This window comes from Pseudomonas sp. 1 R 17, assembly GCF_900067035.1.
In the GTDB taxonomy this organism is placed as follows: Bacteria; Pseudomonadota; Gammaproteobacteria; order Pseudomonadales; family Pseudomonadaceae; genus Aquipseudomonas; species Aquipseudomonas marginalis.
In genome coordinates this window covers 394312-411643 of the sequence record NZ_FKLB01000069.1, presented here as the reverse complement: position 1 = coordinate 411643, position 17332 = coordinate 394312, and the positions used below count along the sequence as shown (strand labels likewise).

The window sequence follows — 17332 nt, the reverse complement described above, 5'->3', positions numbered from 1 at the left end:
AAAAAAGGCGGTGATTTCAAGGCACAAAAAAAGCCCCGTAGGGCTTCTATTGTTGCTTATCTTATTCAAATACCTTCACGGTGAGGCTGTAATGCGCAGGCGTAGGTTTTGAAAGAGAAACGTACTTAACAGTGACTGTGCCTTTATCAATGCTCGTTCCAGAAAGCGCTAATTTCTCTTTTGCAATTCTTGATTGTGTCAAACCATCTTGACCAATGTATTTATCTAGAGTGACCGGCGCGGACGCTAATTTCACGCTTGTAGATTGTGTGCCTAATTTCGCCTTGAAGGTTTTAACAAGGTTTGAAATTTTTGTGCTATCAAAAGCCCCAGCACTTAAGTCATCGGCACTGATATTCATGATGTAGGCTTTGCCTTCAATCTTTGATGTGTCAATTTTGTTGAGTTCATTGATTATCAAATCGCTTTTTGAAATTGATGTTGTAGTGAAACTCAAGTTTGAAAGAACTGAATCTTGCAAATGTTCAGCGCTTGGTGCGTTTATTTCATCGCTTACCGAAATAGCAATGCAGGTATTTGAATCAAGAATTGGTGTGGTTCCGTATGGGTAAACCGTACCAGTGGAGCTTTCGGCCTTGATTAAATACGTTGTGATTTTTCCAAGGAAACCAGCAGGGCATTCTTCTTCTATGAGTTCTTTTGTAGTCGTAGTGATTTCTTTTACACACGATGTAGTGTCTTGGCTTTTCGCTTGAAACGTTGTGTTCGTCGCTCCTGAAACCGGGTCAAAAATTGTGATGTTGTCGCCGGTTTTTGAAACGTTACCTGTGTACGTTCCTTGCTCTGTGCCGTAGTAAGAATCACAGCTTACGGTTTCTGAACCCGGCTTGATTTCAACAGTAACAGGACCTGTTGCTTTACAAGTATTTTCTTTTTCAACGATGATAGACGACGAAGCGTTTTGCCAATTGTCATAAAAAAATCTTTTAGTTTTTGTGTGTGTTTCTCTAATAATTTTTCCAGTTTGACCCGCAGGGCAAGAAGCTACATCAGTGCTCGCCACCTTATCTTCTAAATAATAGCAGTTGTCTTTTTTTACGGGATAAAATGGATTCAAATACCATTCTGTTGGAATGCCGTTTTTTATTGTTCTAGTCCACGTTTCTAATGTAAATCCAAGGGGATGTGTTGGGGCTTTCGTTGCGCAATTGTAGTTTTCAACGGTTTTTGTACTCATTAATTGGCAGCTATCTTGTGTTTTAACCCACGCCGAATAGTTGTTTTTTGTGCCGTCTAAATATAAATCATATGTTCTTTCGTTAACGATTTGACCCACGTAATCTGCTTGTGGGCATGCTTTCCACTCTGATTCTGTTTGCCTTGAAACGCAGGTATCCTGTGTTTTTGCCCAATCTGTATAGTTGTCTTTTGTTCCGTCTGAATATAAATTGTACGTTCTAGAATTTACGATTTGTCCAGTATAACCCGAAGGGCAATTCTGTTTTTGAGTTTCAAATTGCTGTGTAAGTTCTGGTGCTTTGCAATTGTCGATTATTGAATATACGTCAAAGCCAGTTTTTAAATTGCTTGTTAATTTTTCACTTTTCCATTTTATGAACTTTCTGTACTTGGTTACGTTTCCAACCGCTTTTGGGTTATCGCATTTTGTAACTTGTGAATCGTACCCAACATCCCAGTCGCCTATATGTCCGGCTGTTAGGTCATAACAATCTACTGTCAGTTCATATCCATCATCATTTTTTGAAAAGCTTTGTGTGTATACTCCATTTCCTTTGTTGATATAATTTTTAGTGCCATCTGGGTTGTTTGTATATAAACGTCTGTATTGTTGTTGTCCATGCGGTTTGTTGAAGCATGTCACTGCGACAGATTCAGCATGCAATGATTCTTCGTAAAGCTGGCCTGCAGGCCATGTGTAAGCATTTGCTGTGTTTGTAAGTCCAATTATGGAAAGCGTGAGTAACGCAATAATTCGTTTTTGCATGATTCAAAAGGTTTGTTTATTAGCTTAATTATACCATTTTGCCGATTGCATATTTTTTCTGTGGGCAAAATTAAAGCCTCTGATGAGGCACTAATTGATAAGTGGTTAATCACGAAGCGTCTATATGAGCGTCGTAATCGTTTGTGTCTTCATAATCTTCAATAGGAATTCCTTTGAAGTCTGTGCTTAAAAAAGAACGTGACTGTGCATCCATATCAACGAAACCCTCTGAGTCAACAATTTGTCTTGTGGTCTCAATCAGATTTCGTTCAGCTATATTCTGTTTTCCTGATTGATGCTGCAAATCTTTAACGTCCTTTGCAAAGGATGGTATGGAAAATAAGGTTAGTGTTGTGAAGGTTATTATTGATAATTTCATTGTGGTAAAGGTTTGTTGTTCTTAAATCATAGCATTTGCATAACTAAAATCTAATTTTCTGAAAAAGAATCTTCGTTAAGGCTTCGTTTTAGGTTTTAAATGGTAAACTGTAAAAGCAAGCAGCATGTTGTTCTTCTTGTAGTAAAGTCCGCTGCTTGTAGTTAGGTTTGTTTTTAGATAAGCCCGCAATCATGCGGGCTTTATGCTTTCTGTGATTACTAAGTGGCTTCGCTGCGAGATCTGGAGTTAGGATCAGATCGACTTCCTCCAGGGCGCCTTCACATGTCTCGACCGATACGCAACAGGTACAACCCTAGGGACCGCATTCAGCTAGATTTTGACGTTGCTGCGTGTGTCCTGAACCTGAATCAGCACCTACAAGCTTTCCGTGAGTTCTCGGTCTCTGATGACCGCGAAGCCTTTCTACGGACACAAGGTGACACGGCGAGGAACGCTATGCACGTACACCAGATAATCGCTTGTTGGCTCGGGCTTTATGGCTTGGGAGAGGATGCGGAATGGCAGGAGTACTGCATGGCGTTTGTGGAGAAATTCGTAGAGGTTGATACTGGCTTTGCAGAGCTGGCTCTAGCTGATGCCGTCAGCTATTCACAGAGCCTTTTGGAATCACTCGATGCTGCTCGTAGTCAGCTTGCCGGTGGAGCAGAGAAGGGTCGTTAGGCTTCAACCAGCTCTAGGATTTCGCAACGGCTATCAATGATGAGCCTTCGGCCCTCAAGGTGGCCTATGGGCTCTCCGTACTGGAACAGAACCTTATCAACAAGGATTCCTACCTCTGCATGCTGGTTCTGCGCAGTAAGGCTGGAATCGAACCTGTAGAGCTTGCCATCCACCATTGCCCCAACGTCTTGGCCGTTGTGCAGCACAATGCAGGGAATTTGAGGGTTGTAGCTGAATTCCTTGTCCATCTGGTCAACTCCCTGAACCTGCGGTATGGGTGAGTATAACCGGCCCTGCGCTCCCTGGACTTGGACAGATTCTATCGAGTTGATAGAGGCATTCGGATTCTGTTCGGAATGGCCTAGGAACGGCCTAGAGAAGGTTGAGTACCTGGAGGAGCATTCGCTGACGCGAGAAGCATCTGGTAAGGGTTGTACGAATGAATGATTCGGCTGTGAGCAGCACAAAGCTTTTTCTGACTTTTTCTATTCGAGCTACGAAGGAGGGGCGTCTATGGCAAATTGACCATCCATTCTTCCTTATCCTTCGCCGTAGGCAATGCTATTCAATAGGTTAGTAATTTGTGTGTTGCCACGATCTCAGCAAAATCCGGGTCCATTAGAAACTCTTCAAATGTGTCAGCTTCAATAACTCCTTCACTCTCAAAGCAGAAAGCATCTAACGCTTCTGGATAGCTAACACCTTCAATAGCTATAGTTACTTCGTTTTCTATGTCATCCATATACATAAAGCCACATTCGTATTCAGCAGATTCTGTTTCTTCTGCAATCATCAATACTACCTTGTCTTTCGTAAATTGTTCATGATCGAACGTCATTACCAAATAATGATGGCTAACATCACCATCTTCGCTGATGAAACTCCCCACATAATTAGAGCCAAGGTCTATGTTTTCAAAATAGTTAAGCCTTGAATATAGCCAGCTTCTGGCTTTGCGTTCATTTTCTCGGCCTGTATTAATAGATTTAAAAGGCGCGGTTAGCGGTTCGTCAAACGTGTACTCGAAAAAAGACGTTGATAACCCTTGCTGTATTGATACGTTGAACATGATTAACCTCTTTTCCTGAATGTGTTGAAGAGGTTTTTGAATCCAGAGTTCTTTCTGCGCATAGCTAAAATGGCTTTGAAATGCTGAACTCTGCCAACGTTTTTATAATAAATGAACTCTCTGATGGTCCACAAAAATTTACTTAATTGTCTGAAAGCAATGGCTGTAATGTAAAGGCAAGCTGAACATCCAAAAAATATCACTAAAGGAAAATTCTCTTGTAAGCCTTTCGCATAAAGTGAAAAGTACGCGTACCAAATGTATATGCTTGCGAAGACCCAAAGGGAAATTATTATGAGTGGAGCTATAACCCAAAATTTGAAGATTTTGTTTTTTGAACGTATCAGTCTCATTATAGGTATTGATGTCGCAAAAAATGCATAGGGAAAAAATAGGGCAGTGATTTTTGCGATTTTATAAAGGTTATCGACTTCACTGTATTGACTTAACGAGTAGTCAAACTGTTGCTGAATTTCTAGTTTTTCTTCATCTGTGTATCGTGCGCTTCGTTTCTCAATTTTGATTGACATTATAGTATTAGGCTGTTTTGCAAATTATAGCATTTCCCAAATCAGAAATTGGCCGTAAGGCCAATCTATTTACATGTGATACCTGTTAGGGGCAAAAACAATATCATTTGCATGCTCTGGTAGGTTTGAATCTTGTTTCGAGAAAAGAATGACTTTCATGATTTCTCGAATCTTCGATACTTTTCTTATCATGTGAACACAGATGAATAAAACAACAAAGAGGTAGATGCAAATTGCTACAAGGGTTGAATATATATCACTTATGCTCGTTATGGTGTACGAAACGCTCAATGAACCGGTCAACATTTCTAATGTTATGACTTTGTATATAAACAAAGCCTTTATGAATCTGAATGTCATGTACAAAACTGATGTGTAGCAGACAGTTGGTATGAACAGCATTGCCAGTTCTATTATGAATTTGAGGTAGTCAGTTTTCCTGTCTACGGTCGTGCCGTTAATTATCTGCAGTGATGAAGCTGTTGAGGTCAAAAGGAAGCCGACTAAAGCGACTATTAAAGTAACGATTACGCTTACTACGCTCACGCTGATGGCTATAGGAATAGACCAAATGAGAATGTAGCCAAGTGATAGCAACGTCGATGACAGAGAGTCCAGGAACTCTTGCATCTGCGGGACACTGACCACGACCGAAAGGGCTACCATTGCTTCAGGCCCGATGTTTAAGCCAACAGGGTTGTAAATGTCATTGAATCCAGCGGACGCTGCTATACCAGCAGAGACAATTCCAATCTTACCCCCAGTCGTTCCGAAAAAACCTATGGCAGAATCTATAATACTTTTTGTTCCGTTTACGGCTGCTGCTTCCTTGCTTCTGCTTTGGGTATTTTTTCTCAATTGTTGATTTACACGCAATTCAGCTTTTATTAATGACGCAGTGAATACCAGTGTTTGACCAAAATTCTGAATTTCAACGAACACAGAGCCGCATTCCCTGCCACTCGGTGTTGTGGAGCTTGGATAATTTAGGCAGTCGATTAGCTTATCAATACCTAGTACGCCATTGTCTCCCACTGTCACTGCTTTCAATAACCCAGCGGACCAGTCGTTAGAGGTTTTAGTAAGCTGAACTGAATCAAGGCTATTGTTCAAAAAATATTGAAGATTGATGTCTGATACAGCCCTTTCATAGTCAACAGTGAAAATGACTTTGTTGTTATTCTCAGATATTAAAATGCTGCCAGACTGGTACATATCAACCTTCATTGAGTTAGCTAGCGTTTCTCCTGGTGTTGAGTACTGATTGTTCTGAAATTCCGTGAATAATATTTTTGGTAGAATCGTCAATATGTTCGGATTCGTCATGAAACGATTGTTAAAGTAAACATTGTAGAAGTTTATTGAGTCAGAACAATTCTTTGGGCTTGAATCCTCTGCACAAGAACGCTCTACACACGCCCTCAACGTTGATTCTAGGGTTTCATCAGCGACAAACGATGTTGAGCTTGAGTCCTGATTTAGATTTGTCCCTTGCCCTGCGCTATGGTCAACCGTCGAGCAGATCCTGACGTTTCTGTCTGCTGGCATCAGTGACTCTGTGTATGTGGGCACTTTGTTCAGCTCATCTATTGCACGCCCATGCATGCACTTTGCCGCATCAAAGGCGTAGTCCTTGATGCTGCTAGGGCTCATCCCTCTAAGGTTGAAACTGGCTTCGTCGTTGCAATCAAGCTGGCCTGGAGTATAGGTATCGGCCACACCCAAGGTGGGCCTACCCGCTTTTATGATGTTGTCTGCAATCTTCTTGGCATTCAGTGTGTACTCTGTTTCCACGATCCTTTTGGCTGTTTCTATAGCAGAATCTAAGTAGCTTGGGAGCCCAAATCTTTTGGAGATGCTTTCTGTATTTATGTCTACCAAAAAGCTAATGTCTAGAATGCAGCTGCCAACCTGATGGAAAGCTTTGATTTCTCCTTTCGATTCGTCAATTGTGAATTTGATTATTTGCTGTTTAGCAGCTTCTTGGATAGACATACTAGAAGTGCAGAGTTGAAAGCTAATCGCGTTATATTCATTTATCGCTCCGCCAGAATCTTTGTTCGGAACGAAACGTTTAGGGAATTCAACCCGTGTTTTTTGTGATTCTTCAAACTGGTGCGTTTCATCAATGTCTAGCGATTTAACCACGACCTGAATAGCCAGCTTTGTGAAAAGATTGTACCTAATACTTTGTTCGTTCACAAAAACAGGAGATGCAAATATTAAAATAATGGCTGAAACAGATCCCGCTGTGATAATTGAGTTCTTATCCTTGAATTTGGTAGAGGCAGCGACAAATATCTTTAGGTAAATGAATCTGCTCAATATCAGACCAGCTAGGATAGAAATTGCATTGAGCGTATAAAAAATTGCAGGGTTCAGTACTTTTGACGTTCCACTGTTAAACTGATTGTTGTTGCCTACGCATTCATGCTTCCCAAATTCATCACCTTGTACTGCACTCTGCGTCATTTCACAGCCAAACATTGATTCCACGAGTGGGCCGGTAAATGATGCCGCACGTTCTTCTTCTGTTAATGACTGCATATGAGCGTTTGCTCTGGTAGCAATATTATCAGCGTTAGCAAATGATGAAATAGTCGATAAGACTATTAAAAATACATAGGTAATGATTTTCATGGTGTAGGGCTTGTTTGTTGTATTATAACATTTTCAAGCCCTTCAATTTTGGGACACGATTACCGCTGATTATAAGATTTTACAGAGTCCATTAATCCAGAGCTTAATTTTAGAATTAGATTTACTGATCCAATCGATAACATGCTTAAAAAGCTAATCATGACAGCAATGATTAGCTCTCCCGACTCTGAAAACATAACGTGTCCATTCATTAAGTGAAGTACTCTGTTAAGGAAATGAAGGCTCAATGTGGTTGATACGATAGAAACAATCACTGGCTTGATGAATTCAACGACGAAACCAACCACGTTATCTAAGATACCGCCAGCTTCAAAATGTGAGTAGCTGTCTGTGTACAACAATATGACTCGACTCACTTCCCAATTCAGCAATGCTGTCATCATGACGACAGATGGCACAAAGATAATGCTAGAAGCGAAAGCTAAAAGATTGCTTCTCATGGATGCGAAATTGTCAGCGTCATTTAAACGGCAGAATGCCAAAAGGAAAAATGGCGAAAGCTGGATTGTCATCAAGGTAACGAATTTGTGAGACAACAAAAGCACAAAAAAAGGCAATATTGAAATCAACATCGGTAAGAATCTTAAGAAGTTACTAGCTTGGTCGAGTCTGATACTCATCTTGACAAGACTTGTTCCTATCCCCGCAGCAATGAATGTTGCTGTTTGAGAAAAAGAAACTACTGCGCTGCTTTTGTCTTTCTTCCCGATGTTTGCGGCACTGTTACTTTTTACATCTGCCAATTTGGAATTTGCGTAGTCGTTAGCAATTTGACCACTGATCGCTAGGCTCAAGCCAACAGCACGTAGGTCACTGGCCGTTTTGCTGATGCTTGTGGCGTACATCTGATAGCATTTTAAAGGATGTGTGATTGTGTTTTTGCAACGCTGCAAAGCGGTCATAGGCATTTCAAATGCAAGCCCTGCACCTTGTTGAAGGTCTTTGTTCATCCCTGCTGCAGTGCCATTATCAAAAATCAATTTTTGTGAAATAGCATCTGAATCCACAATGTTCGGAAGCTTCACGCTTTCTGTTTTCTCGAAATAGGTTCTGACATATTGGCTTATGTTTATTGCAATTGAATAGTCAGGATCGTATCCATGACCTCTAGCCCATTCATCGTCCAGGAAAAAATCGACCGCTTTTCTTTCTGAAATTATCAACACCTTGTCGTTGAACATGTTTTGAGCTGCGCTTGTGTAGGTGGTGTCTTCGCTGTAATTGAAAGTATAAAATAGAAAGGTCAAATCACCTTCTTGGAGCATCTTTTTCAACTGGGTCAATGATGAGTCATTTGTTAATGCGCTGCTAAAAGCATCATTGTACGCAAGGATTCTATCTCTCAATTTCGTCTCAAGGGTTTTTCTTGTTTCGAAGAGTTGCTTCTTATAAACGTCTGCGTTTTCCTCTCCTTTGACTTTCCAGTCATCGCCCACACAAAAAATAGATCCTGTGCCTTTAGGGCCACTTCCATTGTGGGCATCTATATATTGCTTCGCAGACATGCGTAGCTGTAGATTTTCTGCACAGATGAGGTTCAGCATTACCACTGCAGCGTTATCAGCCAGCTTGAAATCATTGGGAAGTTCTTTGAGGTAAGTGTTTGCTCTTGAATCTCTATAAAAAATCGACATGGCAGTGTTTTTTATATCTTCATACCCTGCGCGATTATTATCAAATGGCCCACTCAATAATTCGTTTTTAAGCTGATTAGCAGTAGCTTCGACCGTTGTTAAATCAGCTTCGTCTCTGTATCTTTGATCGTATCGAACTGCTTGAAAGTAAGAATTCGCTGCACCAGCATTCAACTCTGATTTGAAAACCGTTACAGGGTCTAGCTCGAAAAGCAGATCTCCTTTTGGACTGTATTTTTCAAAGGTATAGCTCACGTCTTCTTTTTTAGATAAATCATAAAGAGAATCTGAAACTACCCAATTTGAGGAATCGCTTTTGTAGAAAATGTCGTTGTAATGCTGGCTTGAATGTCGTGCAACAATAGCTTTGAGTATGAGTTGTTCTGTCCATGCAGACGCAGTATAGGCCGCTTGGGTCTGCGATACATCATCCTTAACCCCTGTGTCTGGATCAACAATATTCTTTTCCAGTCCTCCCGTTTGGAGCATGTAGGTATAGAGCTGCATTTCATATTGAGTTAAAGAGTTACCAATCATCGTGAGTCTAATGCCAACAGAATCAATGATTGATAATGAGTTTTTATGGCCAACAAGGCCGAACCCAATTAAACCTACTGCAAAAACTGCCAAAAACAGGTTGGTCAACAAGCTATATCTTGCCTCTACCGTTTCTCCGCTCTCATTTTTTTTCTCATTAAAATTTCCAATAGCAGCATTGAAAATAATTTGAGCAATCAATATTAAACCGGCTATAAGTGCGACTATATATACAACGCTGCGAAAAAATTCTTTATCTCTTCTTGTCTGTTCTTGGTTTGATTCGTCAAACCTTAATTGTGATTCTGTTTTTTCATTTTGGATTTTTGCGTAGGTCTCGTCCTGATCCTTTGTGAAAACCATCACCCCCTCACCATAGGAACTTGTCAGTAACTGTAATGATTTGTTATTTGGGCAGAGAACCATTGAATTTGGATCTACGGTTTTGTTGTCTGCTTTGAATCCACACTCCGATGCAGATGCTTGAGACAGAGACATGAAAGGCAATAGAAGAAGAGCGAGAGCAAATTGACGCATTAGTAATAGGTTTTGTTTTCTAAATTGTACCATTTTGCTTTGTGAATTCCGGCTGATAAGCCGATTGCCTTCATTGCACACAGTGCGTACCCATGGACACACGCATGATCTTTCTGAGCAGTGCGGATCATCAAGCTGGTTTAGTTGGGTGGAATTACGGTGAGCAAGGGTATAAAGGCATATCTTTTTTCAAAATCGTTTTAATCGCCTTCGGTGCCCCTGATCGAGTTTGACTATCAGAAATGGCAGGGGTGAACAGCATTTCCCAAAAAATCCGATTTTAATTTTTTTTCAAAAAAGTCATTTCCTTTTCTTAAATGACCTCTAGCCCTGGGAATCTAAGAGCTGCAGCGATGTGTGAGCCTCCATGTGTTATTTATCAAAATCATCATTTTGGGTTTAAGATTTTTTGGCTAAATAAAAATCTGTTTTTTCTAGATTATGGCTGTTTGACAATATTTTTAAAATCATTAAAGTTTGCTTCGTTGAATCTTCTAGTAAGTCAATTGTACCAAGCGCACTATCTGAAATAACCCATTTCTAAACGCTGATTGATTTCAGCAGTGCAAACCCGAAAAGTTAAAGTCTTTTCCACTGCTTTCATTTTGAATCAGTGCGTCGCTCTGTGCGCTTGTGAAATACCTTGGGTCTAAAACGAAGCTGCTTGGCTTTATTGATTCTGTTGTTAATGAATGCGTTTTTACAATCTCAAAGCCTTCAGCTGAGATTGTTCTGTGTGACCTATTCAGCGGGTCAGGACGGGTAGCGAATCACTTCAAAAATCGTTTCAAGATCGTAGCTAATGACCTGGAGTACTACTCCTATGCGACGCTTGAAAATCTGCTGAACAATGACCCTTCGACCGTCTACGAATGTCAGCCGATCATCGACTACATGAACCACGGCATGGATGGTGTTGAAGGCTTCATTTTTCAGAATTATAGCGAAGCTGGTGGCCGTACCTTCTTTACCAATGCAAACGCTATGAGGATCGACGCTGGGGTGTCTCTGGTGTACGAGCTATATGGAAATGGAGAGCTGACTGAAGGGCAGTTCTACTACTGCCTCTGCTCTGTCCTAGAGGCTGCTGACAGGGTGAGCAACACGACCGGACTTTACTCATCTTTCCTAAAGAAATTCACTGGTGCTTCGCTCAAGCCCATCGAGTTCAGAGGGTTTGACCTTAAGGAGCCCGTGGCAAGCAATGATGTGTACCTGGGAGACGCTAACGGCCTGTTGCAGCGCGTTAGTGGTGACGTTCTCTACCTCGACCCACCTTACACGTCGATGCAGTACAGCAACGCATATCACGTTCTGAACACCATTGCGCAGAATGAGCGTCCGACGATCCACGGAATCAGCGGTCGGCCTGAAGGCCGGAACGTCTCTCCATGGGCTAGCAGGCCGAAGGTTGAAGCCGAATTCAGGCAGCTTGTTAATTCGGCCAATTTTGAATACCTGGTCATGAGCTATTCAAACGAAAGCATCATGCCGGTGGATCTGATTGTCGATGTGATGAGCTGCTTTGGCACATACCAAAGAAAGGAAATGCAGTACAAGAAATTCAAATCACGTAAAGAAGCTGCCAATGAAATTTACGTGACTGAATACCTACATGTATTGCACAAGAATCAATGATCGCTGTTTTATTAATATATCTGAATAGGAGGGTTCAAAATGGTTACTAGAGACGGTTATGCAGTGTTGTTCGATTTTATGAGCAGGGAGGGATGTGAAGCAGAATTAAAAACGCATAAGTCATCGTTTCCAATGTTCGCCGGGTTCAATAATAGGACTTCAGGTTTTATGATTCATCCTAAACGCAAGCCGGTCTACGAAATAATTTCGAGATTAATGTTCGCTACGTGGAATGAATATTTAAGATTTGATAACGATTGCTGCGATGTTCAAGCAAAGTATCTATGTAATGCTATTTTTAAAAAGTGCTTTCGACGTAAAGTTCAGGATTTAGAATTTGAGAAGATTTATAAAGCTTTCAGTAGGATCTACAATGCAGCCTTAAAGTCAAATAACCATACTCCTTTTTTTAAAGGTAGAAATGAGAAATCTCATGGTGCAAAAACAAATATCTAACAAGCGCGGTTTTTTTGGCTAATGTAAATCCCTCAAGAGAGCTTTACGTTGTTGGTTTACCCTTTGATTTAGTAGGGTCAGCGCTACGCGTGTAGGTGCCTTATTCCTGGATGGTCCCAACTTCTATATGGATTTTAAGTAAGACGGTTTTGCCTTCTAAAAACTTAACCGCTAGGCTACTATCAACTTTCAGCCACTACATTTAAAGGGATAGAAATGCATAGCGCCGTTCTCGATACCCAGCTTTTCATGAAATTTCCTATTCATTGTGAGGAAACCGGTTCTGATGGAATCGTATATTTCAAGGACGTTCAACCTCATCCACTTACACTGGATGATTGGTTAGTTTTTTCTGAATCGAAAGACTTAAAGATTAAAATTGCTGGTGTTGTTGCTGGAAAACCTGATTGGGATAAATCATTTCCTCCCGTTGGCAATAGATTCCAAGCTGACTTTGCGGTCGGGCCAAGTTTAAAAAACTCTTGTTTTGCTTTGGTTAAAGGCGGATGGGTGCCTATATTTTATGCTTTTTCTAAAGGGAATATAATTGCCGATAGAAATCTGGTTTCTGAAATTCAAGCTAGATTTTCAAATGGTGAAATGTCTTCTGAAAGACAGCATAACGATTTTTTAGATTACATCTGTGACAAGAACTGTTCATGCACTATTCATACAATATCTTATGCACTGGAAAGTAATGAACGTAAATTACCATCGCCTGAGAAAATTATTGAGCAACATAAAACAGCTTTTAAGACTCTTTCCGAAGCTTTGCCCCATGTGAAAATCTGGCCGAAATCTGATGCTGATCTACAGTACTTACTGGATATTGCTGATAAGTACCGTGTGTATTTCTCCGAAGGGGTACGGTTACTTATAAAATTAGCACCCTTAATTGTGAATTCACCTGCTCGAAATAGAAAGGTGGAAAAATGGAAAGCTATGGCTGCAATAGCTAAAGCTGAAAATATTTCAGTCAACAATATTGCGTTCCTTGCTTGTTTAAGCGCTTCATCTGCTAATCAAAGCTTCAATCCAGCACAGAAGCTTATTAAGCCGAAAGTAGGTTACACAGAAGAAGATGCGTACAACTCGATGTATGATCTTTTTCTGATCATGCTTACCAACCTTCTTCAAACACAAGCACCAGATCTTAAAGTGACTCTTGTTACACGCGATAAGAATTTAGCAATTTTTTGGATGGGGCTTACATTCGCTGATCCATTAAATCCCGGTGAGCAGATGATTGGTCTTCATCAGAAGCTATTACCCGTTTCCGTGACAGAGTTAGAAGAACTTGCGATCATTTTAGGTGAAGGGCGGGTTAACCCTTCTTGGACCGTTCCACCTCAACCCAAATATTAGTTTCTAGCCTATGCTTTTTAATGAATTTCTTACCATTGAAGGCATCCAAATTTCTACCTGCAGGCAGTCAGATGGGGGAAGGTCGAGAGACCTAAACCTTAATATCAGGAGAAGGTTTATGTGTGGTCGATTCGTGATGTTTAGAAGCCTTGATGAGTATGTGCTGCAGCTTGACCCTCAACGCGACCTCTTCGTAAGCGCTGACACCACGCCTGTTGAGCGATACAACATCGCCCCTTCTACTGATGTGCTAATCATCCATGCAGAGCCTGACGGACCGCAGATCTCGCCAGTGCATTGGGGTTGGAAGAGGGAGGTGTCTTGGCCGAAGCCGAAGGTTGTGCAGCCGATAAACGCACGCATTGAGACCATTGCGAAGGGCAGGTTCTACAAGGATCTGTTCCCTGACCACCGGGCCTTGGTGATGGCTGACGGCTGGTACGAATGGGTCAAAGAACCGGGTGATGAGAAGAAGCAGCCGTTCTTCATCAGGTTAAAGAGCCACAAGCCTATGTTCTTCGCTGGACTGGCCCAGGTAGAGCCAGGTAAGTCACCTGATGAGTCACCGGGCTTTTTGATCATCACTGCTGATGCTGCTGGGGGCATGGTTGACGTGCATGACCGTAGGCCAGTGGTTCTTTCTCCCGAGCTTGCGCGGGAATGGCTTTCCCCTGAACTGACGAAGGATCGGGCCAAGGAAATTGCCCGCGATCTTGGGCAACCTGCAGAAGATTTTGAGTGGTATCCCGTCTCAAAAGACGTTGGCAATGTGAAGAATAAAGGCGAGTATCTGATTAAGTCGGTCACATAGCTCATGTACCGGCACCCTATGCCAAAGACGGATTTTGACGATGAATGTAGGTTGCTACCTTCCTCCTACCTTTTCTGAGTTCTGCGCAGTCCTTAGAATCAACCCAGTGCCTGCTGATTTTGAACCTAATTACGCTGGATTTCAGGTAGCCGAGCGTCGAGGTGAGTGGGTGGTAGATGATGTGGTGAAGCTGGTGATAGACATTACCCTCGTTGAAGTCGGACATGTGAAAGCCTTGGTCTCCCAAAGTCTCAATATAGAAGAAATTCTAAAAAACTCCGATAACATATACACATTTAAAAAAAGCTTTTGGTTCTTGAAGTCTCTTACAGAAGAAAAGATTCAGACAGATAGTTCAGCCAAATCTGATTGGAATAAGATAAAGTCTTCTTTTCGAAGTTTTAATCGAGCACGTAAAGCAGGTGAGGATTTAGAAAATAAACGGTCACGGTTGTTGAGTTTGATTAATCTTCTAGAAACGAAGTACAAAGCAGAAAGTGAGCGCAAGATACTTTATCATCATCGTAATATACTTCTGAAAAGAAAGGAGCTTGCTCGTAATATTTTCCCGCACAATATCGTCGATCTTTATAACCGTGTACAAGCATCGTCAAAAACATTAAGCGCCATAGATAAAGGAGGGAGAGTGCAGATTGGGCTAGGGGTTGACAGTACGTTTATCCCTAAAAAGATCAATCGTGAATCTGTGTTGCTGGACGACAAAACCACTCCAAGCAAGAAGGTCGATAAAAGTATGTTGTATGTTGCGGGTTGGAGCCTTAATGGCGAAGAGCTTTGAAGTAGTAATGCTTGAGTTGTTAAAATAAAAACCTTAAAGGCAAATTTTGCTAATTCCATTTGGTATAATTTAACTCACAAGCAAACGTAAATTTCCATGAGTAAAATTAAATTCAAATCTGATGAAGAATATTTAGCGCATTTCGAATGGTTGTTTGATTCTTTAAGGCACATAGCCTCTGAATATGGTTACAGTCAATCGGGTTTGACCTTCGAAGATTATTCAGGCAAAACAGTAATTTCATTGGATTGCCACAATGTGAAACTAGATGCAATGGTTAACTGGGATGTGGTCAAAGACGTAGGAATCGCTGTGAGAAGATTCAATGACAAAGAGGTACTGCTTTACCGAGGCGAGACAGTCATAACTCATAAGCAGATAAAGTATTTAAAAGAAATGGATGCGCATAGGGTTTAGTCTTAGATTTTTATTTTATTATTCTGAATCTTCCACACGTCATTAAATTCATAGCTACTGTTCACAGGGTTGGATTGCATTTACCATCTATCAAATTCAAAGCCTGGGATGGATCTACATGGATGACAAGCATCAGGAAGACTGGGAGTCTGATCAGGCTGATCGTGACGTTCCCCGATACCGGAATCCTCAAGAAATCTGTGAAGATGAATTGCTCGATGCTCTGCTGGGGCTCACTGCATTCGGCTCTGATCGAAACCTCGTAACACAGGCTATGAATCTCGCTACCGTAGACCCTTTCATCATGGGGCTGGAGCTTGAATACCACCGGCATTACTACGAAGGCGAGGCCACTCCCCAAGAGGAGCGTTTCCTTGCTGCGCAGTCACAAATGTGGATTTTCTCGGCATATGAGTTGTTGCGAACTTGGATAGGTAAGGCAAAGGGATACATTACAGCCGCCGACAACGGTGGGTTGGCCTACAAGGTTGAGCGAACAGGCAAAGACTACGGATATGCGAATCCGACTGCTCTAGAACGTTCTAAAGAGATTCAAAGCTTAATTGATGACCCTGCGCTAGTGGAAAAGCTTAGAGGTGACCTGAATAAAATCCGGTTCATATTTTTACGGCTTGAGACCATTCGTGTCGCTCTCGCGAAGCACCATATGCCCAAACGTGAAAAAGTCATTAGCTCATTCCTGACTTTTGGAATGATCAATCGAGAGTGTGGCTCTCTTGATTACCAGATGAATAATGGCATGTCTATTATTGGCAATATTAGCCGCAGAGACATTGCTGATGATTTGCGTGCGATTCCAATTCTTGAGTCTCAATCTGATGAGGAATTTGAATCGTTCAAGATTTTCATGAGGGGAATCAATGATGAACAATCAGCAGAATTTTTCAAGGATATGAAGGGTGAGCTATGAAATACGTTTTTGAGGTTGAACCTAACCTATTGCTAGATCAAGATTTTTTTATTGATTCGGAAACGGCTTTTTCTAGTGCTTTGAATTGTGCTTGTGCCTCTGTTCAATCTGTTTTGTTTGATTATCCTGTGACCGTAATATGCATAGATAAAAGGATTGAAATATCGTGGGCTGATATTGACTCGCCATTTACCCTTGCAGAATGCAGTTTGCTGGTCAGTGGATCGTTTCGTGATGCAAATGGAAAGCTCTATCCAGAATTTAAGGCCATTGCCGAGAAGTCAATTTGACAGCTTTCTCCGGCAAGTTTATGCCTGTACTTTAGAGAATGCCTAACTGAAGGGAGCCGTTAAGCTCCCTTCAAACGTGCTGGGCCGTCAGCTTCTGATCATCAAACCACCTCATCTGGCTTGGACCTACGCAATTCAGCTTGGTATTTTTCAGCCTCCGCTTCGATCAGTTCTATAGTCCAACCGTTCTCTATCCACAAGGGTTCAAGGATGACTGTGAGAGCAGCATCTGCCTCTCGAAACAGCTCAATGTCATCGTTTAATCTGGTGACTATTTCCTCAAAACCACCTGCGTAAAGCACGTCCATGTTTTCACGGAAAAAGGTATGGGCGAGGTAATTTCGGCGTTTGTTGGATCTGCGAATCAAGTCATCAAAGGCGTCCGGTACGGTCATAACTTTTCTCAAGGAATGGACCAGCGCGCCAAATGTCTTGGAGAAATTACCGTCAAAAAACTCTTCGTATTCTGTGTCAGTCCATTCGGATTTTTTACTAGGTAAAAAGTCCAGGAAGAAGATGGCGTTCACTATCCCATGCTCAAGCACCTGGGCCATGTGCATAGCTGCACCGTAGTAGGCGCAGACCTCTTTAAATTGGAGGGCTTGAGGGTCAATTTCATCCATGCTGACGT

General features: G+C 41.6%; 14 protein-coding genes. 8 read left to right on the top strand and 6 right to left on the bottom strand.

Going from position 1 to position 17332, the window contains the following annotated elements:
- Positions 1 to 61 precede the first annotated feature (61 nt).
- A complete protein-coding gene (locus BFP99_RS33215; protein ID WP_141690859.1) occupies positions 62 to 1966 on the bottom strand; it encodes a hypothetical protein in 1905 nt (634 codons plus the stop codon).
- A 913-nt stretch (positions 1967 to 2879) separates the two neighbouring features.
- Here BFP99_RS33215 and BFP99_RS33860 point away from each other — a divergent pair.
- A complete protein-coding gene (locus tag BFP99_RS33860) occupies positions 2880 to 3026 on the top strand; it encodes a hypothetical protein (protein ID WP_256098273.1) in 147 nt (48 codons plus the stop codon).
- On the opposite strand, the gene BFP99_RS30790 is transcribed toward BFP99_RS33860, so the two are convergent.
- From BFP99_RS30790 to BFP99_RS30770, 4 genes are all read right to left on the bottom strand, one after another.
- Positions 3023 to 3274, bottom strand: coding sequence for a hypothetical protein (locus BFP99_RS30790; RefSeq protein WP_065948963.1), 252 nt, complete (start codon positions 3272 to 3274; stop codon positions 3023 to 3025). The two genes, BFP99_RS33860 and BFP99_RS30790, sit on opposite strands and share 4 nt — an antisense overlap.
- Positions 3275 to 3591: 317 nt before the next feature.
- A complete protein-coding gene (locus tag BFP99_RS30785) occupies positions 3592 to 4095 on the bottom strand; it encodes a hypothetical protein (RefSeq protein WP_065948962.1) in 504 nt (167 codons plus the stop codon).
- Between the two features lie 599 nt (positions 4096 to 4694).
- A complete protein-coding gene (locus BFP99_RS30775) occupies positions 4695 to 7265 on the bottom strand; it encodes a hypothetical protein (RefSeq protein WP_256098272.1) in 2571 nt (856 codons plus the stop codon).
- 59 nt (positions 7266 to 7324) lie between these two features.
- Positions 7325 to 9994 (bottom strand): hypothetical protein, encoded by a 2670-nt coding sequence (locus BFP99_RS30770; protein ID WP_065949023.1) that lies wholly within the window; start codon positions 9992 to 9994, stop codon positions 7325 to 7327.
- A gap of 633 nt (positions 9995 to 10627) precedes the next feature.
- Here BFP99_RS30770 and BFP99_RS30765 point away from each other — a divergent pair.
- From BFP99_RS30765 to BFP99_RS33195, 7 genes are all read left to right on the top strand, one after another.
- Positions 10628 to 11632 (top strand): DNA adenine methylase, encoded by a 1005-nt coding sequence (locus tag BFP99_RS30765; protein WP_083221293.1) that lies wholly within the window; start codon positions 10628 to 10630, stop codon positions 11630 to 11632.
- Between the two features lie 672 nt (positions 11633 to 12304).
- On the top strand, positions 12305 to 13453 hold the full coding sequence (locus BFP99_RS33210) for a hypothetical protein (protein ID WP_141690858.1): 1149 nt from the start codon (positions 12305 to 12307) through the stop codon (positions 13451 to 13453).
- A 118-nt stretch (positions 13454 to 13571) separates the two neighbouring features.
- Positions 13572 to 14264 (top strand): SOS response-associated peptidase, encoded by a 693-nt coding sequence (locus BFP99_RS30760; protein ID WP_065948959.1) that lies wholly within the window; start codon positions 13572 to 13574, stop codon positions 14262 to 14264.
- 40 nt (positions 14265 to 14304) lie between these two features.
- Complete coding sequence (locus BFP99_RS33205) at positions 14305 to 15063, top strand: hypothetical protein (protein WP_141690857.1); 759 nt, start codon at positions 14305 to 14307, stop codon at positions 15061 to 15063.
- 96 nt (positions 15064 to 15159) lie between these two features.
- Positions 15160 to 15480 carry a hypothetical protein gene (locus BFP99_RS33200; protein ID WP_141690856.1) on the top strand — a complete coding sequence of 107 codons (321 nt, stop codon included), beginning with the start codon at positions 15160 to 15162 and terminating at the stop codon, positions 15478 to 15480.
- A gap of 118 nt (positions 15481 to 15598) precedes the next feature.
- Positions 15599 to 16411, top strand: coding sequence for a hypothetical protein (locus tag BFP99_RS30755; protein ID WP_065948958.1), 813 nt, complete (start codon positions 15599 to 15601; stop codon positions 16409 to 16411).
- Complete coding sequence (locus BFP99_RS33195; protein ID WP_141690855.1) at positions 16408 to 16701, top strand: hypothetical protein; 294 nt, start codon at positions 16408 to 16410, stop codon at positions 16699 to 16701. The genes BFP99_RS30755 and BFP99_RS33195 overlap by 4 nt, the downstream gene beginning before the upstream one ends.
- A 101-nt stretch (positions 16702 to 16802) precedes the next feature.
- Here the strand turns inward: BFP99_RS33195 and BFP99_RS30750 are convergent, their stop codons facing one another.
- Positions 16803 to 17324, bottom strand: coding sequence for a hypothetical protein (locus BFP99_RS30750; protein WP_065948957.1), 522 nt, complete (start codon positions 17322 to 17324; stop codon positions 16803 to 16805).
- Between the last annotated feature and the right edge of the window lie 8 nt (positions 17325 to 17332).

Bases quoted from the DNA above. Each gene is read 5' to 3' on its own strand.
- BFP99_RS33195 (WP_141690855.1), top strand. From the start codon at position 16,408: ATGAAATACGTTTTTGAGGTTGAACCTAACCTATTGCTAGATCAAGAT.
- BFP99_RS30790 (WP_065948963.1), bottom strand. From the start codon at position 3,274: ATGGACAAGGAATTCAGCTACAACCCTCAAATTCCCTGCATTGTGCTG.
- BFP99_RS30755 (WP_065948958.1), top strand. From the start codon at position 15,599: ATGGATGACAAGCATCAGGAAGACTGGGAGTCTGATCAGGCTGATCGT.
- BFP99_RS30760 (WP_065948959.1), top strand. From the start codon at position 13,572: ATGTGTGGTCGATTCGTGATGTTTAGAAGCCTTGATGAGTATGTGCTG.
- BFP99_RS33860 (WP_256098273.1), top strand. From the start codon at position 2,880: ATGGCGTTTGTGGAGAAATTCGTAGAGGTTGATACTGGCTTTGCAGAG.
- BFP99_RS30785 (WP_065948962.1), bottom strand. From the start codon at position 4,095: ATGTTCAACGTATCAATACAGCAAGGGTTATCAACGTCTTTTTTCGAG.
- BFP99_RS33205 (WP_141690857.1), top strand. From the start codon at position 14,305: ATGAATGTAGGTTGCTACCTTCCTCCTACCTTTTCTGAGTTCTGCGCA.
- BFP99_RS33200 (WP_141690856.1), top strand. From the start codon at position 15,160: ATGAGTAAAATTAAATTCAAATCTGATGAAGAATATTTAGCGCATTTC.
- BFP99_RS33210 (WP_141690858.1), top strand. From the start codon at position 12,305: ATGCATAGCGCCGTTCTCGATACCCAGCTTTTCATGAAATTTCCTATT.
- BFP99_RS30750 (WP_065948957.1), bottom strand. From the start codon at position 17,324: ATGGATGAAATTGACCCTCAAGCCCTCCAATTTAAAGAGGTCTGCGCC.
- BFP99_RS30770 (WP_065949023.1), bottom strand. From the start codon at position 9,994: ATGCGTCAATTTGCTCTCGCTCTTCTTCTATTGCCTTTCATGTCTCTG.
- BFP99_RS33215 (WP_141690859.1), bottom strand. From the start codon at position 1,966: ATGCAAAAACGAATTATTGCGTTACTCACGCTTTCCATAATTGGACTT.
- BFP99_RS30775 (WP_256098272.1), bottom strand. From the start codon at position 7,265: ATGAAAATCATTACCTATGTATTTTTAATAGTCTTATCGACTATTTCA.